Source organism: Rhizobium sp. Root708 (assembly GCF_001429725.1).
Taxonomy (GTDB): Bacteria; Pseudomonadota; Alphaproteobacteria; order Rhizobiales; family Rhizobiaceae; genus Rhizobium.
The window spans coordinates 229208-251839 of the sequence record NZ_LMHV01000007.1; the positions used below are offsets into that span (position 1 = coordinate 229208).

Consider the following 22632-nt stretch of genomic DNA (forward strand, 5'->3'; position numbering starts at 1 on the left):
ACATGAGGATCGGCGGACAAGGCATTGGCCTGACTCGGTCAATGCCTTGTCGCGAAGAGTATCCTGCTCAGGCGTTCAGCAGCGTCGTGCGGATGAGATCGAGCACCTTGTCGGACTGGATTCCCGTGCAGACGATCTGGCTCGGCAAGCCATCCCAGTCGCCCGGCGGGAACCGCCGTGCGTCGGGCTTCACGATCGTCTGCCCATCGGCAATGCCGCCGCAAACGACACGAACCGCACCGGTGACGGACGTGAAGAGTTCCGGTGCCACGACGTAAACGCAGGCGCAGCTGTCATGCACCATCATGCCATCCTCGACGGCATGCTTGTAGAAATCGATATAGAACTGCGAGAGGTCGTTGAGCAGCTTCACCGCATCGTCGCCGTTCTTGGCGATGTCACCGAGGAAGCCACGGCTCATGGTGGTGATCGCGGTCACGTCGAGACCGATGACGACGACCTTCCACGGGGCGGTCATGACGATGTCGGCAGCCTCGGGGTCGCCGTGAATGTTGGCTTCCGCCACGGGCGTGACGTTGCCCGGCACATAGAAGTTTCCACCCATGATGACGACCTGCTTGACGAGGCCGGCAATCTCAGGGTCTTCCTTCAGCGCAAGCGCGAGATTGGTCATTCGACCGACCGCGACAAGGGTCACCTCGCCCGGATTGGCGCGGACGGTTTCGATGATGAAGCGGTAGGCAGGACGCGGATCGAGCGGCAGATCGATCGTCGCCGGCACGTCGATATTGCCGAGGCCGTTATCGCCATGCACGAAGGTCGGCCACATGCCTTCCTTGCGGGAAGGATCGATGGTGACGCTTGCACCCTTCGCAACGGGCGCCGCAATATTCCATTCACGCTTGAGGAACAGCGCATTGCGCGTGGTCGTCTCGATCGATGCATTGCCGAAAACCGTCGTGATTCCGATCAAGTCGATGTCGGGATGACGATGCAGAAACAGCAGCGCCATCGCATCGTCGACGCCCGGATCCGTATCATAGATGACCTTTTGCATGGATGTTCCTTATCGCTTTCATTGTTGCGGACCGCGTTGCAGTGCCACAAGGCCGGCCAACATAACGCCGGTTACTCTTTCTGCAACACCGTCTTTGCAATGGCAGCCGTAGCGTGCGACGATTTGATTTTCGGCAGGACGAGGCCCCCCGCAACGCCTGCTGCAGCAAGCGCCGCGGACTCGGCAACACCGTGGCAGCCGACGAGTTTGAAGACGACCTCGGAGGGGTTGGCAAGGCGCGGCGTTTCACGCTCCAGCACATCAGCTTCGAAGAAGAATGCCGATACCGCAAGGCTCCGCGCCAAGTTCAGAATTGCCGGTTCCTCGGCGCGCGCCGCTATCGAAGCCACAGCGGCGACCTCGTCAGCCGCGATTCCGGCCTTCTCCAGGGCAGATCTGGCGAGCGCCAGCACCTCCTCCGGCGAAGCCCCCCGTTCGCAACCGAGGCCCAGCACGAACCTGCGCCTATCGTCGAATTCTACCTTGTTCATGTGGATACGAATGATGACTTCCTGTGACCCGCAAGCCATTGCAGCCCGGAAAGGGAAATGCAACATGCACCGTCCATTCGCCTTCCAGAGTCATTCGTCTTGTCCGATATTGCCCCCCATCTTCTGGTCCTGCTGGCAGCAGCGGGATTTTTTGCCGGTTTTGTCGATGCCATCGCCGGCGGCGGCGGTCTGATTACTGTTCCCGCCATGCTGATCGCAGGTATTCCACCTCTTCAGACGCTCGGCACCAACAAGGTTCAGTCGGTATTCGGCGCCGCCTCGGCGACTATCGCCTACGCCAGAAAGGGCCATGTCAATCTTCAGCAACAGCTGCCGATGGCGCTGATGGCCGTAGTGGGCGGCGCGCTGGGTGCGGCCCTGGCAACGATCGTACCCGGCAGCGTGCTCCGAGGCATCATGCCGGTCCTGCTGATCGCGATTGCGCTCTATTTCGCCTTCAAGCCGAACCTGGATGACGTCGACAAGCACCGGCGCATGACGCCCTTCGTCTTCGGCCTCACCCTCGTTCCGGCCATCGGCTTTTACGACGGCGTCTTCGGGCCGGGCACCGGCTCGTTCCTGATGCTTGCCTTCGTCTCGCTTGCCGGCTTCGGCATGCTGAAGGCGACCGCTCACACCAAGATGCTGAATCTCGGCTCGAACATCGGAGCGCTCGTCGTCTTCATTTCCTTTGGAGCGACGCTGTGGAAGATCGGCCTGATGATGGGCGTCTGCCAGTTCCTGGGCGCGCAACTCGGCTCGCGCCTCGCCATGCGCACCGGCGCGCGCCTGATCAAGCCGCTGCTCGTGATCGTGTGCATCGCCTTCACCATCAAGCTACTGGCCGACCCCACCAATCCGATCCGCGTTTGGCTGGGGATCTGAGCAGCGCCTGGCGGTAGTATTGCCTAGAACAGAGCGATCAATAGCGCCCCGCTGGCGATCAGGCCCACGCCGAGCCAGTTCAAAAGATTGAGTTTCTCACCCAGGAAAACGACGCCGAAAACCGCGACAAGAACGATCGAAAGCTTGTCGATCGGCGCGACGCGGGCGGCATCGCCGATCTTGAGCGCGCGGAAATAGGCAAGCCAGGAAGCGCCGGTCGCGGCTCCCGAAAGGCAGAGAAACAGCCACGTCTTGCCTGAAATGCTGGCGAACGGCTGCCATTGCCCGGTTGCCGCGACAATGGCGCTGATGATGACGACGATAACGACGGTGCGGATCAGGGTGGCGAGATCGGAATTGATGCCGGCAACGCCGATCTTCGCAAAGATCGCCGTCAACGCGGCGAAAGCCGCCGAGAGCACCGCCCAGAAAATCCAGCTCTGTGTCATCAGAACTCCACGCCCGGCTGCCCCTTGATGCCCGAGCGGAACGGATGCTTGATCAGCTCCATCTCGGTGACGAGATCGGCGATCTCGATCAGTTCGTCCTTGGCGTTGCGCCCGGTGAGGACGACATGAGTCATATACGGCTTCTCGTTCTTCAGGAACTCCACCACCTCGTTGATATCGAGGTAATCATATCGAAGCGCGATGTTGATCTCGTCGAGCAGCACCATGGAGTTGCGCTCGTCACGGATCAACTCTTTCGCCTTCTCCCAGGCAGCACCGGCGGCGGCCACATCGCGAGCGCGATCCTGCGTCTCCCAGGTGAAGCCCTCGCCCATGGTGTGGAACTGGCAGATGTCGGAGAAGTGCTTTTCGATCAGGTCGCGCTCGCCGGTCCACATCGCGCCCTTGATGAACTGCACGACTGCCGAAGGCTTGCCGTGCGCGATATGCCGGAAGATCATTCCGAAAGCGGACGACGACTTACCCTTGCCCTTGCCGGTATGGACGATGACAAGGCCCTTCTCATCGGTCTTTGACGCCATGATCTTGTCGCGGGCAGCCTTCTTCTTCGCCATCTTCTCGGCGTGGCGGGCGTCGTCGTGGCCAGCGGCTTCGGTGGTTTCGTCGGTCATCTCAATATTCCCCGGATGCAAGCTTGCCTTGATGCAAGCCGAATGTGTCTGAAAGATCGAACCGCGCCGAATTGCTGCGCGGCGTCCAGAGTTGGCGATCGATCGCCTCCAGCAACCGCTCCTTCATGTCGGCGAAGGCGGCCGGATTTTTTTCGATCATGAAATCGCGGACCTCGGGATCCACCACGAAAGCCTGATAGACGGCTTCGAAATGATGGTTGCCAACGGCGCCCGTGGTCGCCGCAAAGGCAAAGAGATAATCGACGGTCGCGGCGATCTCGAAGGCGCCCTTGTAGCCATGGCGCATGACGCCATCGATCCACTTCGGATTGACGACGCGGCCACGCACGACGCGGCCAATCTCTTCCTCCAGCGACCGAATCACAGGCTTTTCGGGCCTCGAATGGTCGTTGTGATAGATCGATGGCCGATCGCCCGCCAGCATCTCGGCCGCCGCCGCCATCCCGCCTTCGAACTGGTAGTAATCGTCGCTGTCGAGAAGATCGTGTTCGCGATTGTCCTGGTTCTGCACGACCGCCTGGATCGAACGCAGACGCTCCTCGAAGACGCCACGCTCGGCCCGGCCCTCTTCGCCGGCGCCGTAGGCATAGCTTCCCCAGATAAGATAGGCCTCGGCTAGATCGGCGCGACGCTCCCACCCCTTCTCGTCGATCAGCGCCTGCAGACCGGCACCGTAAGCCCCGGGCTTCGAGCCGAAAATGCGATAGCCGGCGCGGCGGCCAGCCTGCGCTGCATCCAGTCCAGCCGCTTCAAGGCGGGCAGCCTCCCCGCGCATGCGCTCGGCAATCGGATTGTCCGCGGCATCTTCTTCCAGCGCCCCGACAGCGCGGATCGCCTTGTCGAACAGTGCGATCTGTTCAGGAAAAGCGTCGCGGAAGAAACCGGATATACGCAGCGTCACATCCACACGCGGACGACGCAGCAGCGCCGGCGGAATGATTTCATAGCCGGTGACGCGCCGCGAGGTCATGTCCCACACCGGCTTCACGCCGATCAGGGCAAGCGCCTGGGCGATATCGTCACCGCCGGTGCGCATGTTCGAGGTGCCCCAGGCGGTCAGGCCGAAGGAGACCGGCCAATCGCCGTGATCCTGCACATAACGGCGGATCAAAAGCTCCGCGGACTTCTTCCCAAGCTCGTAGGCCGCAGGCGTCGGCACGGCCCGGCTGTCGACCGAGTAGAAGTTTCGCCCGGTCGGCAGCACGTCCGGTCGGCCGCGCGTCGGAGCACCAGATGGTCCCGGCGCCACGAAACGACCGTCGAGCCCTCGGAGCAGTCCTTCAATTTCAGCCGTCCCGCAGGCGAGAATGGCAGGCCTGAGCCGCGTTTCGATCTCCGCGAGAACAGCGCGGGTGGCCTCCCAACCGTCCGGACAACCAAGCTCGTCGGCAACCAGCCGTGCCGCAAGCAGTTCGATCCGCTCGACGGTATCGCCGTTCGTGCGCCATATGGCGTCGGTGACGCCTGCAAGAATATCAGGAAGCGGCCCGGTCCAAACTTCGCCCATGTTGCAATCGAGCGGGTCGAACCCCAATCCGAGATCCGCTGAAATCGCGCGCTGAAGGCTGCGGTCACCGCCCTGGCCGAGCCCGCGCGGAACCCGCGCCAGCGCCACCGTCAGATCCGTCAGCAGCCGGCCCTGCGGCGAGACGCCGAAAACATGCAGGCCATCGCGGATCTGCATCTCCTTGAGATCGCAGAGATAGGCATCGAGCTTCTTCAAAGCCTCCGTCTCGGTCTCGCCCTTGTCGATGCCGGCATCGCGATCGAGACCGATGTCAGCGACGAGATCAAGGATCTGCTTGCTGAGAAGCCGGATGCGGCGCGGATCGCCGCCCGATGCCTCGTAGTATTCGTCGACCAGCGCCTCCAGATCCTTCAGCGGCCCGTAGCTCTCGGCACGCGTCAGCGGCGGCGTCAGGTGATCGATGATGACTGCGGCTGTACGGCGTTTTGCCTGCGTTCCCTCGCCGGGATCGTTGACGATGAAGGGATAGAGATGCGGCATGGGACCGAGGATGGCTTCCGGATAGCACTCCTCCGACAGCGCCAGCGCCTTGCCGGGCAGCCATTCAAGATTGCCATGCTTGCCCATGTGAATGACGGCGTGAGCGCCGAACTCATGGCGAAGGAAGGCATAGAAGGCGAGATAGCCATGCGGCGGCACGAGGTCCGGCGAATGGTAGCTTTCCTTCGGATCGATACTGTATCCGCGCGCCGGCTGGATGCCGACCAGCACCTCGCCAAGCCGCATGAAAGGCAGCGCAAAGGCGCCCTCCACGACATAGGGATCGGCTTCCGGCGCACCCCAGCGCGCGCCGATTTCATCCTGAATCTTTTTCGGAAGTTTCTCGAAGAAGGCTTTGTAACGACTCAAGGAAAGCGATTCACGGACAAGCTTGCCGTCACTGCCGGAGTTTGTCGGCCCCTCCATCAGACGCCGGATCAGCTGATCGCCATCGTCAGGCACGTCCGCAACCGCATAGCCGGCGGCACGCATGGCTTTGAGCACCTCGACAGTGCCTGCGGGCGTATCCAGCCCGACGCCGTTCCCCAGTCTGCCATCGCGGTTCGGATAGTTCGCCAGCACAAGCGCAACGCGTCTCTCATTGGCGCCCGTTATGCGCAGCTTCGCCCAATTGGCCGCGAGCCTCGCAGTATAACGCATCCGTTCGATGTCGGGTTCGCTGCCGACGATGTTGGCCTCAACCCTAGCATCGTAGCGGGCCGCCGATTTGAAGGAGACCGCACGCGACAGCACCCGACCATCCACTTCGGGCAGTGCGACGTTCATGCCGAGATCGCGCGCCGAGAGCCCCTGCGAGGACGAGGCCCACGCCTGACGCGACGATGCCGAAAAGATCGCCTGCAGCACGACGGCATCATTGGCCTCAAGCACGGTCGGCTCGCGGTCCGCGCCCGGCGCCGATACGGCGAAGCCTGTCGTGTTGATCACCACCTCGGGCTTGATGACATTAAAAACGCTTTCCAGAATGCCCTTCGACACCGAATCCTTGAGACTGTAGGCGAATACCGGCAGCGGCCGGATGCCTTCCGACAGCAGCGTGTCGACGAGGGCCTCGACCGGCTTTGCCTCACCGCTCTGCACGAGCGCACGATAGAAACTGATAGCGACCGTCGGGGCACGCGTGTTTTCGCAAGGAGCGCCAAGCCGCTCGTCGCAAGCCGCCTTCCACTCGTCGACGCCGAGAACGCCCTTGCCCGGCCACCATATGCCGGCCTTCATCAGCGGCGATGCCGTTTCAGGTTTTTCCGAGCCTGAGAGCATGGCACCGACATAGGCGAGAAACGCCCGCGAATTGCCGTCGCCACCCTCGATGAGATACGCCCAAAGCGCGTTCAGATCCTCAAGCGGAACATTCGAAAACGGCGTCAAACCCGCATCCGGCTTCGAATCTCCCGGCAACACAACGATCAACGCGCCCGATCGCGCCGCAGCAGCGTGTAGCGCCTCCAGCGCATAGTGGAAGTAGCTGGCGCCACCCAGCGCCCTGACAACGATCAGCTTCGCATGCCGTGCCGTCCGCTCGATATAGGCATCGACCGACATCGGATGCTTGAGGCTCATGAGGCTTGCGAGCCGGAGCGAGAATCCGCACGCCGCTTCATCATAAGCGGCGGCTATCGCTGCGAGTTCGGTATCGGCAGCCGACAGGAACAGGACGTCGCCGCGAGACTGACCGAGATCGATCGCCTCCTCGCCGTCGCTGATCGTTCCCTGCTGTGCCAGAAGCAGATGCATGGGGCTACCTTATGCCAGCGCTTCGATCGCCTTGCGCACCGCCGCTTCGTCCATCTCGTGCAGGCCGATGACGACAAGGCGGGTGCCGCGCGCTTCTCCAGGCGCCCAGGCGCGATCGAAATAGTGGTCGATGCGGCTTCCGACCGCCTGCAGCTGCAGACGCATCGGCTTGCCGGGAACTTCGACGAAGCCCTTGAGCCGTAGCACATCATGCTCGCCGATGATGCCCTTCAGCGCATCCACGAAGGCCGAGGGATCGGCAACCTGGCCGAGTTCGACCACGAAGCTGTCGAACTCGTCATGATCGTGCGGAACGCCGTCCTCGTGCTCGAGCTCGTGGTGGGACTTGCGGTTGACCACGTCGTCTTCAGTACCGACACCGAGCCCGAGCAGCACGCTCGCCGGAACCTCGCCGTTGCGCGCCTCGATCATCACGGGCTTGCGGGCAATGCGGGAAGCCACCTCGTCGCGCACGCGGCCAAGGCCGGCGGCGTCGAGCAGGTCGGTCTTGTTGAGCACAATCAGGTCGGCGCAGGTCAGCTGGTCCTCGAAAAGCTCCTCGATCGGGCTCTCGTGGTCGAGCGACTCGTCTTCGACGCGGCGAGCCTCGACGGCATCGTGATCGTCGGCAAAGCGACCGGCGGCGACGGCGGCGCTGTCGACGACCGTAATCACGCCATCGACGGTGACCTGCGTGCGGATATCAGGCCAGTTGAAGGCAGCGACCAGCGGCTGCGGCAGCGCAAGGCCGGAGGTTTCGATGACGATATGGTCTGGGCGCTGTTCGCGCTCCAGAAGCTTCGTCATTGTCGGAATGAAGTCGTCGGCGACCGTGCAGCAGATGCAGCCGTTGGTAAGCTCGATGATATCGTCCTCGGTGCAATTCTCCGCGCCGCAGCCCTTCAGCACCTCGCCGTCGACACCGAGATCGCCAAACTCGTTGATGATGAGCGCGATCTTCTTGCCGTTGGTGTTGGAAAGCAGGTTGCGGATCATCGTTGTCTTGCCGGCGCCGAGGAAGCCGGTGATCACGGTCGCCGGGATTTTCTGCTGGTTCATGAACTTCAACCCTTCATCTTCAGCGGCAGACCTGCCGCGATAAAATACACTTCCGCGGCCTCTGCCGCGATCATTTGATGCAAGCGACCGGCATGATCCCGGAACTCCCGCGCCATGCGGTTCTCGGGAACGATGCCAAGGCCAACTTCATTGGAAACGATGACAAGGCGCGCACGCGCCATCGGCAGATACGCGGCAAGTGAGCCGAACTCGGCCTCCATGTCGCGCTCCTCCATCATCAGGTTGGTAACCCAAAGCGTCAGGCAATCGACAAGGATCGCCCGCCCCTCGCCGTCAACAGCCCGCAGGCAGCCGACCAGATCGAGAGGCTCTTCGTGGGTATGCCAGAGATCGCCGCGGTCAGCCTTGTGCTTGTCGATCCGGGCACGCATCTCGTCGTCCCAGGCGCGACCCGTCGCCACGTAATGGCGCTCCAGACCGCTCAAGACGACCAGTTGCTCGGCGAAACGTGATTTTCCTGAGCGCACACCGCCCAACACGAAAGTCGCGCCAGATGATATCGGGCTCATGGAAAATGCTGTCCGATCTGCAGGACGCTGCCGCTAGGAACCGGAATGGCTGCTGCAGGCAGCCGAAAACTCTTCTGTTCAGCCATGACAACCTCCGTGCTGGCAGCGGGCATAGCCCAGGGATGGGCTTTTCGCCCGGCACGGTTGGCAGGTCTCCTGGCTCGCGGGTGTTGGCCGCGATCGGGGCAGACCGAAAACCGGTCACCCCAGATCGTGCCAGCGGATCTTCCTCGCCTTCCCGGCTGCATTTCATGAAAAGGCGGACGATTCGTAGACGTAAGAGGCGTCCTGCCCTGGTTGATCATGATGCACTGCCAGTGACTTTTCCGTCGCCACTTTCGCGCCGCCCGCCTGCACCATTGCAGGCTGTCAGCCACTCGAAAACAACGCCGGACGGAAAACCCTGACCGCTCTACAGTCGCGGGGTCGGCTATGATGACGGTGCCCGAATTGGGTCCACCGCTTCACATTCCCTTTTCATCCGCACCGATTCAACCGGTCCGGAACCATCCGTTTATGAATTCATCGTTAGGCAAGGCCCTTGGTGAAGTCAATCGCAAGCGGGGCTACACGCCGCCGGATCGGCTCTCAACACGACCTTGTCTACCAAATTTATCGTCTTTTATCAGCCACTTACGTCATAAATTATTGTTGCAAATGCCGGTCTTTTGCCGCAATTGCGTTGCAAGCGGATCGCGCCGTTGACTTCCCCCTCCCATCGCTCTTGATCGGCTCCACGTCCGCCTAGTTCTTCTGATATGCTTCTGAAAATCAATTTCCGCCGTTTCGGCCTGCTTCACACCCTTTTCGATATCGGGCGAATGCGCGCTCTTTTGCGCCGCAGCGAGATGGGAATGGTCATTGCCGGCGCCATCGTCGGCGTCATTTCCGGCCTCGCGGTAACAGGCATGAGCCTCATCTCGCGGGAGATGCACAGCCTGATTTTCGGCATCAGCGACGTGGACAGACTGAGTTCGTCGCAAATCGATAACAAGCTTTTGCTGCTGACCGCGCCCGTCTGCGGCGGTGCGATTCTGGGCCTGCTGCTCTTTATCCTCGCGAAGACGCGCAAGAAGCCGATGGTCGACCCGATCGAGGCGAACGCGCTGCACGGCGGGCGGCTGTCACTGACCGACAGTATCCTCGTTGCCGTCCAGAACCTCATTTCCAACGGCTTCGGCGCATCGGTAGGACTGGAGGCCGGCTACACCCAGCTCGCGGCCGGACTGGCGTCGAAGCTCGGGTTCAAGCTGCAACTTCGCCGTTCGGACCTTCGCGTGCTTGTCGGATGTGGCGCCGCGGGCGCGATCGCCGCCGCGTTCAACGCTCCGTTGACGGGAGCCTTCTATGCGTTCGAGCTCATCATCGGCTCCTACACGATCATTTCTCTGACACCGGTCGTCGTCTCCGCGCTCGTCTCGACCCTTGTCGCGAGGTTTCTCGCCGGCAGCGATTTCGTTATCGACGTCGGTGACTTCGGAACCGTCATGCCCGCCGATTACGTCCCCGCCGTCCTCCTCGGCGCCTGCTGCGCCGGTATCGGCATCCTGATCATGCAGGGCGTCGCCTTCGTCGAGGAACTGGCGCGCAGAAGCTCGATCGCGCCGCCGCTCCGGCCGGCACTGGGCGGTATCGTCGTCGGCATTTTCGCGCTGATTACACCGCAGGTCCTGTCGGCGGGTCACGGCGCGCTGCATCTCAATCTCGGCCGCGACGTCGCCATTCCCATTCTGGTCGGCCTGTTCATTCTGAAGGCCGTCGCCTCGGCAATCTCGATCGGCTCCGGCTTCAGAGGCGGCCTGTTCTTCGCATCGTTGTTCATGGGCGCGTTGCTCGGCAAACTGTTTGCCTATTCCGCACCTTACTTCGCCCATGCGACGCTGACACCGGTTATCTATGCTGTCGTCGGCATGAGTTCGCTTGCCGTCGCCGTCATCGGCGGCCCGCTGACCATGACGTTTCTCGCGCTTGAAATCACTGGCGACTTCCCGATCACAGCCCTGGTTCTGGCAGCCGTGATCACCTCGTCGCTGGTCGTTCGCAGCACCTTCGGCTACTCCTTCGCCACATGGCGCTTCCATCTGCGCGGCGAGAGCATCCGCAGCGCCCATGATGTCGGGTGGATCCGCAATCTGACGGTGGACAAGCTCATGCGTGCCGACGTCAAGACGGCGAAATCCGGAACCACCCTGGAGGCATTCAAGGAGAAGTTTCCGATCGGTTCCGCCCAGCGTGTCATTCTTGTCGACGACAACGGCAAGTATATCGGCCTCGTCCTCGTCCCCGATATCTACGCAAGCCTTACCGACACGGATGACGCCAGCAAGTCGCTCGACGACTTCCTGCGCTACCGGAATGACTTCCTGCAGCCACAGATGAACGCGAAGCAGGCGGCCTCGATTTTCGACAAGACGGAAAGCGAAGCGCTCGCCGTCGTCAACAACCTGGTGGAGCGTAAGGTCGTCGGGCAGCTGAGCGAAGCCCACACGTTGCGCCGCTACAGCGAAGAGCTGGACCGCCGGCGGCGCGAAATCTCCGGCGAGATTTAGGGCCTCAGCCTAGCAGCCTTGAAAGCCACTCCTTGTCGAGGCGGGATTCGAGTTCGCCCGCGACGTCGTCGAGCGCTTGCTCCACGCCTGCGCGATAGTTGCGCCGCTCCCCGGAAAGGCCGAAGCTCGAAAGCAGGCGCGCTCTGAACGCGTCGCTGCCAAAGGCGCCGTGCAGATAGGTGCCGGTCACGCGACCGTCGGCCGAGGTGGCACCATCCGGGCTGCCATCCACGATGGCGAAGGGCCGGCTGCAATCCCTGCCCTGTGTCGTGCCGAGATGGATCTGATAGCCGGAAAGGCTTTCGCCATATTCGACCGACATGGCGGAACTGTTGCGAACGGTCTTTTCCGCCTGCATGACTGTCTCGACATCGAGCAGCCCCAGTCCCGGCGTCTCCGAGGCACTTCCTTCGATCCCATGCGGGTCTTGGACAGTCCGCCCCAGCATCTGGTAGCCGCCACAGATCCCGATGACGCGTCCACCGCGACGCACATGTGCAGCAATATCGTCATCCCAACCTTCGGCGCGCAGATCGGCAAGGTCCGCGATCGTCGACTTCGATCCCGGCAGCACGATCAGCTGCGCGTCGGCAGGCAACCGCTCCCCGGCACGCACGAACTGCAATTCCACGTCGGGCTCTGCCTTCAGGGGGTCAAGATCGTCGAAATTGGCAATCCGCGACAGGACGGGCACGGCGATCTTCAGCGCCTTGGCTTCACCGCGAACGAGCCGTTCCAGGGCAACGGAATCTTCCGCCGGTAGCCGCGATGCCGCCTTGAGCCAGGGCACGACGCCGAAGCACGGCCACCCGGTGAACCGCCCGACGGCGTCGATGCCATCGTCGAAAAGCGAAATGTCGCCGCGGAATTTATTAATGATGTAGCCAGTGATCATGGCACGGTCGTCGGGAGGCAGGATCGCATGCGTCCCCACCAAAGACGCAATGACGCCACCCCGATCTATATCACCCACGAGAACGACAGGCACGCCAGCTCGCGTGGCGAAGCCCATGTTCGCGATGTCCCCGGCACGCAGGTTGATCTCCGAGGGCGAACCTGCGCCTTCGACGATAACCAGGTCGGCGCCTTCGGACACGGTCGCGAAGCTCTCCAGAACATGGCCCAGCAGCTGCGGCTTGAGCCTCTGATAATCCCGGCCCTTGGCCTGCCCCCAGACCTTGCCCTGGACGACAATCTGGCTGCCGTTTTCCGACTGTGGCTTCAGCAGGACGGGGTTCATGTGAACCGATGACGGGATGCGCGCTGCCATCGCCTGCAGCCATTGAGCCCGGCCGATTTCGCCGCCATCATCCGAGACGGCTGCGTTGTTCGACATGTTCTGCGGCTTGAACGGGCGAACGGCAAGCCCGCGGTTGGCGGCAAGACGGCAAAGGCCAGCAACAAGCATGGTCTTGCCGACGTCCGAGCCGGTCCCCTGCAGCATGATGGCCTTGGTCATGGTCAATCTCCGGATTGACTCCGGGCCTACACCGCGGATCGGACAATGGTCAACGGATTGCCGTAAAAATGCGAAAGCCGCGCCGATCAAACAGATCGCGCGGCTTGCCGAATACGCTGGCGCATCACCCAAACACGGCGATACTCACGTTCTCCGGGACGCAATACCTGATCCGGAGAAGCAGCGGATGTCCCCCGCCACGCCGCGATTTATAGCGCCACATTCTTACCGGAGAGTTAGTGCGGCATGCCACCGCAACGAAATTCCGTATTTTCTGAATTTTTTCCGCATGCGGCCGAAGCGACCGGCATAGCACCCAAAATGGCGCAAGGGCCGTGTCATTAACTATTTTAAATCAGTCGCTTAGTATTTCCGCACGGATAGCGAGAAAGCGATTGATTTCCGTTCGTCAGCGCGTAGGCTCGATATCAAGGCGTCAGTATAGCCGCCATTTTCAAGCACCAGAGAAAAAGCGCCGACAGCCCTTAGCGGAGCAATCGCGCAGGAACGGGAACGAGCGATGAGAATTCTTGGCGCGTCCATCGCGCTTGCTGTCGGATTGTTTGCTGCAGCAACCGCGTTCGCCGAAGATTGCGGCAATGTTTCCATAGCGGAAATGAAGTGGGGATCCGCCGGGATCGCGGCAAATATCGACAAGATCATCCTGGAAGCCGGCTACGGCTGCAAGGTCGAGATCGTTCCGGGCGACACCATGCCCACCTTTACCGCGATGAACGAGACGGGTCAGCCGGACGTGGCTTCCGAACTGTGGATCAACGCAGTTCGCATCGAGTTCGATGACGCGGTGAAGCAAGGTCGCCTTCTTCAGGGAGCGGAAATCCTCTCCGAGGGCGCGGTCGAAGGCTGGTGGATCCCGAAGTTCATTGCCGACGCCAATCCCGACATTCGAAGCGTCGAGGATGCATTGAAACGTCCGGATCTCTTTCCGGGACCGGACGGCGCGCCGGGCACAGTCTACAACTGCCCGCCGGGCTGGAATTGCCAGATATCGACGGCCAATCTTTTCCGCGCTCTGAACGCCGACAAGAACGGCTTCCATCTCGTCGACGCGAGTTCGCCGCAGGGGCTGGACGACTCGATCGCAGCCGCGTTCGAGAAGAAAGTCGGCTGGCTCGGATATTACTGGGCGCCGACGGCGATCCTTGGCAAATACGACATGACGCGGCTGAGTTTCGGCGTCAAACACGACAAGGCGGCGTGGGACAGTTGCACCTCGGTCCCCGGCTGCCACCGACCGGAGCCGAATTCCTATCCGGTTTCCCGCGCCTTCACGGTTGTCTCGAAGTCCTTTGCGGGCCGGGCAGGACCTGCCTGGGACTATCTGAAGAAACGCGCCTGGGACAACAGCACCATCAACGACGTGCTTGCCTGGCAGGACGACCATCACGAAAAAAATCGAGCCGCAGCGGTCTACTTCCTGCACAATTATGCGGACCTCTGGACGACCTGGGTGCCTGCTGACGTCGCTGACAAGGTAAAGTCGTCGCTTTGAACCAAAGCTGGCGGATGGTGCCGCCTAGCCGCGACCGTGCACCACGAATTCACCGTCGGAGGCTTCGCGTTCGTCCACCAGTTGATCGATGAACTCAAGGATTTGGTTGCTGGCCTGGGTTGGATCGGTCTCGAAGATCGTGGACGCCATGATCGCTCTCTCGGACCGAAGTTCGTCCCGGTATAGCGCCTTCCCAAGCTGCTCGATGAAGGTATCCGGCGTAAACACGTGGCGGTACGGCAGGTCGGGCACCAGGGAGAAGTCGGGCTCGAAATTCTGATGCGGCTTGTCTGAAAAATCGAGCGTCAGCACCGGCTTCCCGGTCAGGAGGAAGTCGAACATGATCGAGGAATAGTCGGTGACGAGGGCATCGAACCGCTGCAGCAGCGGATAGACGTCGACGCCGGCATCGATGAAGGTGAAGCCTTCGCCCTCCCGTATCGTATCGGCGCCCACAAGCTTGTACATCGGGTGCATCTTGAGAACGAAATTGATGTTCTCGCGCTGCGCGATCGCAGTGAGCGTCTGCAGGAAGCGCGGCGTCATCAGGTAGGTTTCCTGTCCGCGCTGCCAAGTTGGCAGGACCAGGACATTCTTGCGGCGCGCGCTGAGCGACATGTCGAGGTCCATGTCGTATTCGCAGCCGATCGTGTCGAACGGCTTGATCGGGCGCAGCAGCACTTCGTTGCGCGGGAAGCCCGCTCGCAGGATATTCCGGCAGCCGAAGACACCGCTCCAGTAGCGATCGAAGAACGACGAGGTGCTGAGCACATAGTCGGTCTGCGACGCCATGTAGAATGGCCGGCGTATCTCGCTGTTTCGCAGCGTCAGATGCGGGATGAGTTCGAGCACCAGATGCTTGACCGAAATACCGTGCCAGAGCTGGATCTTCTTCGCCCCCGCCAGGCAGGCATTCAATGCATAGGCGCCGCGCAGGCTCTCGTTAGGATTGACCGAGAAGACGGCAACGGCGGCATGCAGGAGCAGATCGATCGACCTGTCGACATTCTGCGACAGATCAATGCACGGCAGCCCGCGGGCAGTGAGAGAACTGACGAGCTGCGAAGAGAAGCTGCACCACATCACCTCGTAATTGCGCTTGCGCGCAATGTCGCTGAGATAGAGGTACTTGGTGTTGTCGGAAAAGGTCTCCCGGCCGAAATAGAGCACCAGCCGGCGCTTCCGCACACGCTGGGATATCGACGCAAATTCGATCGCCATCGTCTGGTCGTTCAGCGCCGCCAGATTTGCCTGCGCGGAAGATGGGTCGAAGCTCATAATTCAATCCTTGGTGTGCACCCGCGCGCTGCGGACGCGATAGTTGTTGCGGGCCGGCTGAACCGACCTGCGGGGGCAATCGATATCGAGGCGGCTCAGGCCGACTGACGAATCTCTTCGAGCGTCATCGTCGTCGAGATGCCTTCGGTGCGCGGCAGGTAGACGACGTCGCACAGCGTCTTGAACTCGTCGAACCGACCGACCCAGTCGTCGCCCATGACGAGGACATCCGCATCGAACTGCTTGATGTATTCGCCCTTCAAGTCGAGCGAGTGTTCGAGGAACACATCGTCCACCCAGCAGATGCTCCGGATGATCTCGAGACGCTGGTCTTCCGGGTAGACCGTCATCTTGCTTTTCTTGGAGAAGTTCAGCGCGTCGGTCGAGACACCGACCGTCAGGTGATCCCCAAGCGCCTTGGCACGCTGCAGGATACGGATGTGCCCCACATGCAGAACGTCGAACGTACCAAAGGTTATAATTCGTTTCATAAGTTGCCCCTCAGAATGAAAGTCGCAGCTGACCAAAGGACAGCAGTTCGCAGCACCGCTTCCTCAACCCGCCGAACGAATGGCCTGTCGCTCGCTGTGGATGCCTTCGGCAATATTTTCGATGATAACGTCCACGGAAGAACGACCGCCCGGCAACAAGGCTTCCTTGAGGGCCGCGCGTTCCGTCTCGAACTTCCATGGAGCCCCGCCCTTGTAGGAAAGAACGGCAGACTTCAGCGAAGCAAAATCGCGCACGACATGCGATGCGGCATTTGCCTTGTGACCAAGCGCGTTGAACGGGACGTGGCATCCGGACTCGAAGTAGACCAGCGGCTTGTCGAACAGTGGATATTCCGTGAGGAAGGAGATGCCGTCGGTGATCATCAGATCCGAGGCATCGAACAATTCGCCATATAGACCGTCGCAGATCGTGCAGTTCGGCAGCGCCGACCAGGCCTTGAAATAGTCGCGCGCCTGTTCCTCGGTCATCACCTTCGCCCGCACCAGCCCTTCGGTCAGCGCCGGGTGCGGCTTCAATACGAATTCGATATCCGGCTGGGAACGAGCCCAGGCAAGCATGTCCATCGCCATCCGGTCGAACACACCGAAGCCAAGGCCGCCGCGCACCGAATGATGCGGCGCCCAGACGACGCGATAAGCCCGCTCGCCGCGCTCTGGAATAGGCCACTGGCCCTGCCCCTTCGCCTTCAGCAACCGCTCGAATTTCGGGTATCCCGATACGACGATCTTGCTGGCGTCGTGGCGACGCGGCTTCAGGAATGTCTCGCGCATTTCGGTATTCTCGCAGAATATGCGCCACGTCATACGGTGGAAAAACTGATCGTACCAGGCCGGCGAATAGAGGTCCGAGCCCTGCGGTCCGTCGTCATGTGTCTGGATGATCAACGCTGCGTAGGGAATAAGGCAGAGGCGTGCGAAAGTGATCTCGCCGGTCTGGAAGCCCGGCTGAACGCCACCCTCCCAGAACTGCTGGCGGAAGATGACATCGGGCTGAAGGCTCTTCATGATGTCGAGCGCCTCGAAGGAATCGTCCATGCCGAACCGCAGATGCGGGATTCCCTGTGATTTCAGGAATTCGCTGACATCCGCCTCACCGGTAAAATTGGCCGAGCCCAGCTGGCTGACATTGAGCGAGCAGACGATCGGATCGAAGAGAGGCTCCTCGACCATCCGCGCATAAACGTCGGCGAAGGCATCCCACATGGTGACCGACTGCACCAGGAACAGGCAGCGGATGCGCTCCTGCCGCGAGGGAATGTTCCTGAGAACCAGATTGGCCGTCTGCTTCACGTGATGGATCTGCGAATGAAGGCCGTTGCCGGTACGGGCAAGCAGGGTGCCGAAGTCGCGAAGAACGGTCTGCAGCGACTGGTTGAGCTCGGTCATCGTGTTGACCGTCACCTCGCCGAACTGATCGGCGGTGGCGCGCACCTGTTCCTGCAGACTCGCAAAGCCCTGTCGCTGCTCCTGGTGCAGATTGACGAAGAACTGCACGGTCTCGACCTGGATTTCCTCGGAAATCTGCAGCTTCTGTGTAATCGCGGAGAGTTGCTCCTCCATCGTCTGGAGCCGGGCGGAAAGGTCCGTCAGCGTTCCTGCAACGTTCGGGACAATCTGCTCGTTCATGGCTTCACCCTGGAAGAATAGCGATACGAAAGCTTCGCCCTGCGACCCGATACGCCTGTCAGGCGCTCAGAGTCCCCGTCCGAAGTATGATCGGAGTATCAGCAGTAGCTTTCGTGAAACTGATCAGGCTCGCCGCGACGACGGCTTGGAGGTTTTCGGAACGGGCCGCCTTCGCTTATAAGCTGGCCCGAAACGAGTCGAATACATGGAGAAGCGTCATGACCTCCGCACCCTTTCCCGATCGCGAAACGATCGCCAGCCGCTTTGCGGCGCTTGCCGAACAGGACAGGGCCTATATTGCGCTGCTGCTGGAAAACCAGGCACAGGACGACAGCCTGATCGAAGGGCTGGAGCAGTATTTGAACGACGCGTCTCGCGCTTCGTTCCTGAACTCGCTCAAACTCGACAACCTCGGAAAATGGATCGGCGAGGCTGCCCCGGCGCGTCTCCAGATCCGTCTCATGGAACTGGCGAAGTCGAGCCAGCACCCGGCCTACGCCGCATTCCGCAACGGCCTGACCTCGTCCGGCGGACTAAGCAGAGCCTATCCGCCGGCAAAGGTCTGACAGACGTTACCTCTTGGCGGCACGATCCACGGACTTGCCGGCGTCCTGCGTCGCATTGACGGCATTGGCGGTGTCTCTGCCGACACCGCGGATCGTGTTGGCGCAGGAGGACAGGGCAAGTAGAACCATGCAGGCAGCAGCGATTTTGGCCGTGGTCGTCATTCTGGCAATCCTTTTTTGATGAAATCGATCCCTCGAGGCAACAGCGACGCCGCTGCCGCACCCTTAACGCGCTGATCGAAAAAAGGTTTCATCGCCACCTACGGTCAGGCGGCCAGCACCTTGGCCTTCTCGGAGAAGGAAAAGCGAATGCTGTCGGCAACGGCCTGCATCGGCGCCGTCAACTGGGACGCTGTCAACAGGCGGATGTCGAACGATGCGAGTTCCGGCAGGCCCTCCTGCGCTCCGAGGATCGCCATGTCGTCGCTGATATAAGACCGCGGCAACGGCGCGATCGCCAGATCGGAAATGACGGCCGCGCGCTGCGCCATCGTATGGCCGCTCAGAAACGCGACACGATAGCTGCGCTTCATTCTTTCAAGCTGCGAAATCGCTTCGGATCGCCAGATGCAGCCTTCCTCCCAAATGGAGATCGGCAATGGATCGCGCCGGTGCGCGGTTCCGCATTTCGCGCCGGCCCAGACAAGACGCTCCCGGAAAACGATTTCGCCGTCCGTTGGCAGCGGTCGCGTTGCGCAGTTGATAAGCGCGAGGTCCAGCCTCTGCTCTTCCAGGCGCTTTCGCAAACCCAGGCTCATATCGATCGTGACATCGACCATGATGCCCGGAAAAGTCTCGGCAAAGCTTCGAAGGATGCTCGGCAGCAGCCGCTCGCCAATATCTTCCGGTGCACCGAGACGAACGACACCGCTGAGCTCCGGCATCACAAAGCGCGATACCGCCTCGTTCGAGAGCGCCAGAATGTTGCGGGCATAAGAGAGAAGCAGTTCGCCGTGCTGCGTCAGCGAAACCGACCGGGCATCGCGCAGGAAAAGCGTGGCGCCAAGCTGCTCCTCGAGCTTTTTGATCTGCATGGATACAGCGGACGGCGTGCGGAACACGGCCTCCGCAGCGGTCGAAAAATTGCCCGTTTCAGCGATGGCCACAAACGTTCGCAGCACATCGTTATCAAGCAAGGGAATGGGACGGCGAATGGGGAACGTCATCGTCTCATCTTTCAATTTTTTTGATCTGAAGCACCATATCATTTTGTTTGTCTGAAAGTCAACCGAGGCCTACCGTCAGACGTGTAGAGCAAAACGTCCACTATCAGGAGGTAGGACAATGACGTTGAACACGCTTTGGGACAGCCTCTTCGACCTGCTGGCGCGCCAGCGCGTTCGCCTTGCCCGCAAGCGCGCGATGAAACAGGTGGCACGCCTCCCCGGCCACATTCCCGATGATCTCGACCTTCGTGCGGTCGCTCAGTGAAGGCGGCTTGATTGCGGACGAGTTTGAAGATGGGTAGTGACAACTCGTCCGCATTCCTGTAGCAAGCGGTCATGTCGATCGCTTGCGCATATGTTTCCCGATTTTATTATTTCCGTGCCTCGGTGCGGAAGCGGGAAAGTGCGTAACTAAGAAAGACGCAATTTCATCCGACCAACCGCTAGTCTACCTGGCGGTTTTTTTATGCGCCCGGTATGACCTCCTGGAGACCAATACCGTGACGAACCCGACTGACGATCTGCGCATAACCAATATCGTCGAACTCTCCTCGCCTGCACGCATCATCGATGAGTTGCCGCGTGACGAGACTGTCAGCAAGACGGTGCTCGGCGCTCGCAGCGCCATCCACGATATCCTGACCAAAAAGGACGACAGGCTTCTCGTCGTTGTCGGCCCGTGCTCCATCCATGATCCGGTTGCTGCGATCGACTACGCCAAGCGACTCAAGGAACAGCGCGATCGGCTGCAGGGCGACCTCGAGATCGTCATGCGCGTCTACTTCGAAAAGCCGCGCACGACCGTCGGTTGGAAGGGCCTGATCAACGATCCCGGCCTCGACGGCAGCTTCCGGATCGAGGATGGCCTGCGCATCGCCCGCAAGCTTTTGCTCGATGTGAACGAACTCGAGCTGCCGGCAGGCTGCGAATTCCTCGACACGATCACGCCGCAATACATCGCTGACCTCGTCAGCTGGGGTGCCATCGGTGCCCGCACGACCGAAAGCCAGGTTCATAGGGAACTCGCCTCCGGCCTCTCCTCGGCGATCGGCTTCAAGAACGGCACCACCGGCGATGTGCGTATCGCCCTCGATGCCATCATGGCCGCCTCGCAGCCGCATCATTTTCCGGCTGTCACGAAGGACGGGCGCGCAGCGATCGCATCGACGAGCGGCAACGAGGATGGCCACATCATCCTGCGCGGCGGCAGAGAGCCGAACTATGATCGCGAAAGCGTCGCGGCAGCAATGGCGGCCTCCCGCGAAGCAAAGCTCGACCCGCGCATCATGATCGACGCCAGCCACGCCAACAGCCGCAAGAATCCGGAAAACCAGCCCGCCGTCCTGCAGGATGTCGCGCAGCAGCTCGCCGACGGCAACGATGCGATCATCGGCGCAATGGTCGAGAGCAACATTGTCGGCGGTCGGCAGGACCTGATCCCCGGAAAGCAGCTCGTCTACGGCCAGAGCGTCACCGACGGCTGCATCGACTGGCCGACGACCGTCCTGACCCTCGACACGCTGGCATCGGGCGTGAAGGCACGCCGGGCGGCCAACAAGGCAAAATCCTGAACGAACGGCGGAGCGTAAATCGATACGCTCCGCCTCTCCCGTCGCCGGATTGAACTGTAGAAACCAATCAAACGCGATTCAGCCAACCTATTGGCTTCTCAACTACCGTCAAAGGTTTATCGATTCAAAACTGCCTTAATCGCTCACCGTAAAACTCTTCTACGATGACACGCGACCTGACGTAAACACTGTCGACAATCGGCTTGATGCCCGCCTCATTAAGCTCAGCCCCGACGATATTTGGCCGCGCAAACTCACCGTTCATCAAGAGCCTGCAGGCTATCTCCTTGGGGCTTACGTAACTCCGCCGGAAGGCCCAAACTTCTAATATCGGCATCTTACCAGCCGGTAGCAGACGAGCGGCGACAAGGTTCGATATTTGCACAATGCTGCAGTTCAGATGGAAGCCTGCCTCGCCGCCGATTATAGGCGGTCCGTCCTGATCGCACCCGACCGAGTTCTCGCGAAAGAATTTCTTCCATGGTTTGAAATCGACCACGCCCACGGAATCGATGAAGCATGGTTGCTGGCTCAGCTTGACCACAGGAAGCCGATCCTGCGCGATAGCTTCCACTACAGATGGCCAAGGATTTCCGGCTCCAGAATAGAGCGCGGCGACGATATCGCGTAGTGAGAGCACATATCTGCCGCGCGTGCGCCTCGTGGGGTTGATCGTCGCAAACGCGTGAAGTGCCGGTTCAAATAAGCGCCGCATTATGGTGTCCGGGCACTCAAAGCGCTTCTGAGAATAGCAAAGAAGGAGCGTGTTGATCGGTAGGCCGGTCTGCTCGACCTGTCGCCTCACCGGTTTCGAGGCTCGCGCAAACCGGAAATTATCATCCCACGTTGGCTGGGCGTCCTGCGCGATAGCCGCGCCGCTGTTCTCCTTCGGTCCCTTGAGGATCGGCGTCGACTTCTCGGACAGCTTGAGAGCGCCAGTTAGATGCTTTCGGAAACCTTTGCCGTAAAATGGAGACGCGAGACGGACGCGTAGAGGATGGCTGTAGAAGTCCTTGGTTCTTGGGAAAAACCAAGTGTCTTTCAGGCTTTCCGCAAGCTCCACGAACGCGTCCGGCCACCCGAGTATCGCGCGTGCGGATCGGCTGAGAGCTTGCGCACTCACCTCTCCGACGGAAGAAAAATTAGATTCAAGGACGCCGCAACGACCATCACGAAAGTCGATAGCTCTTGCTACTTGTGCCATGAACTCGAAGAGGTGGCCGGGATCAGTGTCGCGCAGCGCCGGATTGATGTTCCACTTAGCGAGATCGGCAAGTGACGTTTCCGGGTTGACGAGGTCGGTCGCAAACCGCAGCGCTTCTTCGTCTTCAAACTGGGCACGCTCTTGGGGAAACTCCCGTAGATCGACCACTGGACGCATGGGATTGTCTGCGTCCACACAACGATGGCAAAACGAGATACCCCGCGCCACCAGGAAATTCAGACGGTAATCCCCCCGTTTTTAACGGGGCTCCGCAGTAGAATTCACGCGGCCATTTTCAGTTTCTGTGCGGGTGTTATGCCGCCGATGCCCATATTGGGCC

General features: G+C 60.7%; 20 protein-coding genes and 1 riboswitch. Of the genes, 6 read left to right on the forward strand and 14 right to left on the reverse strand.

Annotated elements, in window-relative coordinates; translation table 11 throughout:
• Positions 1-67: 67 nt before the first annotated feature.
• Both ASE04_RS08020 and ASE04_RS08025 read right to left on the reverse strand, forming a co-directional pair.
• Positions 68-1018, reverse strand: a complete 951-nt coding sequence (locus ASE04_RS08020) for a nucleoside hydrolase (RefSeq protein ID WP_056814707.1) — start codon at positions 1016-1018, stop codon at positions 68-70.
• A 71-nt stretch (positions 1019-1089) separates the two neighbouring features.
• Positions 1090-1509, reverse strand: coding sequence for a cobalamin biosynthesis protein (locus ASE04_RS08025; RefSeq protein ID WP_056814710.1), 420 nt, complete (start codon positions 1507-1509; stop codon positions 1090-1092).
• Positions 1510-1608: 99 nt separating this feature from the next.
• On the opposite strand from ASE04_RS08025, the gene ASE04_RS08030 reads away from it, so the two are divergent.
• Positions 1609-2394 carry a TSUP family transporter gene (locus ASE04_RS08030; RefSeq protein ID WP_056814793.1) on the forward strand — a complete coding sequence of 262 codons (786 nt, stop codon included), beginning with the start codon at positions 1609-1611 and terminating at the stop codon, positions 2392-2394.
• A 23-nt stretch (positions 2395-2417) separates the two neighbouring features.
• Here the strand turns inward: ASE04_RS08030 and ASE04_RS08035 are convergent, their stop codons facing one another.
• Genes ASE04_RS08035 through cobU form a run of 5 tightly spaced genes read right to left on the reverse strand, consistent with a single transcriptional unit; the run spans position 2418 to position 8848 of the window.
• Entirely contained in the window at positions 2418-2843 is a 426-nt protein-coding gene (locus ASE04_RS08035) for an EamA family transporter (protein ID WP_056814712.1), read from the reverse strand.
• Complete coding sequence (gene cobO, locus ASE04_RS08040) at positions 2843-3475, reverse strand: cob(I)yrinic acid a,c-diamide adenosyltransferase (protein WP_056814715.1); 633 nt, start codon at positions 3473-3475, stop codon at positions 2843-2845. The genes ASE04_RS08035 and cobO overlap by 1 nt, the downstream gene beginning before the upstream one ends.
• A gap of 1 nt (position 3476) precedes the next feature.
• On the reverse strand, positions 3477-7259 hold the full coding sequence (gene cobN, locus ASE04_RS08045; RefSeq protein ID WP_056814718.1) for a cobaltochelatase subunit CobN: 3783 nt from the start codon (positions 7257-7259) through the stop codon (positions 3477-3479).
• Positions 7260-7268: 9 nt separating this feature from the next.
• Complete coding sequence (gene cobW / locus ASE04_RS08050; RefSeq protein WP_056814795.1) at positions 7269-8318, reverse strand: cobalamin biosynthesis protein CobW; 1050 nt, start codon at positions 8316-8318, stop codon at positions 7269-7271.
• Positions 8319-8323: 5 nt separating this feature from the next.
• A complete protein-coding gene (gene cobU, locus ASE04_RS08055; RefSeq protein ID WP_056814721.1) occupies positions 8324-8848 on the reverse strand; it encodes a bifunctional adenosylcobinamide kinase/adenosylcobinamide-phosphate guanylyltransferase in 525 nt (174 codons plus the stop codon).
• Between the two features lie 129 nt (positions 8849-8977).
• Positions 8978-9374: riboswitch (cobalamin riboswitch) on the reverse strand.
• A gap of 232 nt (positions 9375-9606) precedes the next feature.
• Between cobU and ASE04_RS08060 the strand changes: the two genes are divergently transcribed.
• On the forward strand, positions 9607-11397 hold the full coding sequence (locus ASE04_RS08060; RefSeq protein WP_056814724.1) for a chloride channel protein: 1791 nt from the start codon (positions 9607-9609) through the stop codon (positions 11395-11397).
• 4 nt (positions 11398-11401) lie between these two features.
• On the opposite strand, the gene ASE04_RS08065 is transcribed toward ASE04_RS08060, so the two are convergent.
• Complete coding sequence (locus ASE04_RS08065; protein WP_056814726.1) at positions 11402-12856, reverse strand: cobyric acid synthase; 1455 nt, start codon at positions 12854-12856, stop codon at positions 11402-11404.
• A gap of 520 nt (positions 12857-13376) precedes the next feature.
• Here ASE04_RS08065 and ASE04_RS08070 point away from each other — a divergent pair.
• Complete coding sequence (locus tag ASE04_RS08070; RefSeq protein WP_056814729.1) at positions 13377-14369, forward strand: glycine betaine ABC transporter substrate-binding protein; 993 nt, start codon at positions 13377-13379, stop codon at positions 14367-14369.
• A gap of 24 nt (positions 14370-14393) precedes the next feature.
• Here ASE04_RS08070 and ASE04_RS08075 read toward each other — a convergent pair whose 3' ends face one another.
• The 3 genes from ASE04_RS08075 to ASE04_RS08085 all read right to left on the reverse strand — a co-directional run bounded on the left by ASE04_RS08075 (position 14394) and on the right by ASE04_RS08085 (position 17785).
• Positions 14394-15647, reverse strand: a complete 1254-nt coding sequence (locus ASE04_RS08075) for a CDP-glycerol glycerophosphotransferase family protein (protein WP_056814732.1) — start codon at positions 15645-15647, stop codon at positions 14394-14396.
• 95 nt (positions 15648-15742) lie between these two features.
• A complete protein-coding gene (locus tag ASE04_RS08080; protein ID WP_056814735.1) occupies positions 15743-16138 on the reverse strand; it encodes an adenylyltransferase/cytidyltransferase family protein in 396 nt (131 codons plus the stop codon).
• A gap of 63 nt (positions 16139-16201) precedes the next feature.
• Complete coding sequence (locus ASE04_RS08085) at positions 16202-17785, reverse strand: CDP-glycerol glycerophosphotransferase family protein (RefSeq protein WP_056814737.1); 1584 nt, start codon at positions 17783-17785, stop codon at positions 16202-16204.
• Positions 17786-18003: 218 nt separating this feature from the next.
• Between ASE04_RS08085 and ASE04_RS08090 the strand changes: the two genes are divergently transcribed.
• On the forward strand, positions 18004-18351 hold the full coding sequence (locus ASE04_RS08090) for a hypothetical protein (protein WP_056814740.1): 348 nt from the start codon (positions 18004-18006) through the stop codon (positions 18349-18351).
• A gap of 6 nt (positions 18352-18357) precedes the next feature.
• Here ASE04_RS08090 and ASE04_RS08095 read toward each other — a convergent pair whose 3' ends face one another.
• On the reverse strand, positions 18358-18513 hold the full coding sequence (locus ASE04_RS08095; protein WP_056814743.1) for an entericidin A/B family lipoprotein: 156 nt from the start codon (positions 18511-18513) through the stop codon (positions 18358-18360).
• Positions 18514-18617: 104 nt separating this feature from the next.
• Positions 18618-19559: a LysR family transcriptional regulator gene (locus ASE04_RS08100; protein ID WP_200960696.1), complete on the reverse strand. Its 942-nt coding sequence runs from the start codon at positions 19557-19559 to the stop codon at positions 18618-18620.
• Positions 19560-19635: 76 nt separating this feature from the next.
• Here ASE04_RS08100 and ASE04_RS30585 point away from each other — a divergent pair, with 76 nt between their 5' ends.
• Both ASE04_RS30585 and ASE04_RS08105 read left to right on the forward strand, forming a co-directional pair.
• Positions 19636-19782 (forward strand): hypothetical protein, encoded by a 147-nt coding sequence (locus ASE04_RS30585; protein ID WP_156408729.1) that lies wholly within the window; start codon positions 19636-19638, stop codon positions 19780-19782.
• A gap of 235 nt (positions 19783-20017) precedes the next feature.
• Positions 20018-21088 (forward strand): 3-deoxy-7-phosphoheptulonate synthase, encoded by a 1071-nt coding sequence (locus ASE04_RS08105; RefSeq protein ID WP_056814749.1) that lies wholly within the window; start codon positions 20018-20020, stop codon positions 21086-21088.
• A gap of 124 nt (positions 21089-21212) precedes the next feature.
• On the opposite strand, the gene ASE04_RS08110 is transcribed toward ASE04_RS08105, so the two are convergent.
• Complete coding sequence (locus tag ASE04_RS08110; RefSeq protein ID WP_056814752.1) at positions 21213-22469, reverse strand: hypothetical protein; 1257 nt, start codon at positions 22467-22469, stop codon at positions 21213-21215.
• Positions 22470-22632 lie beyond the last annotated feature (163 nt).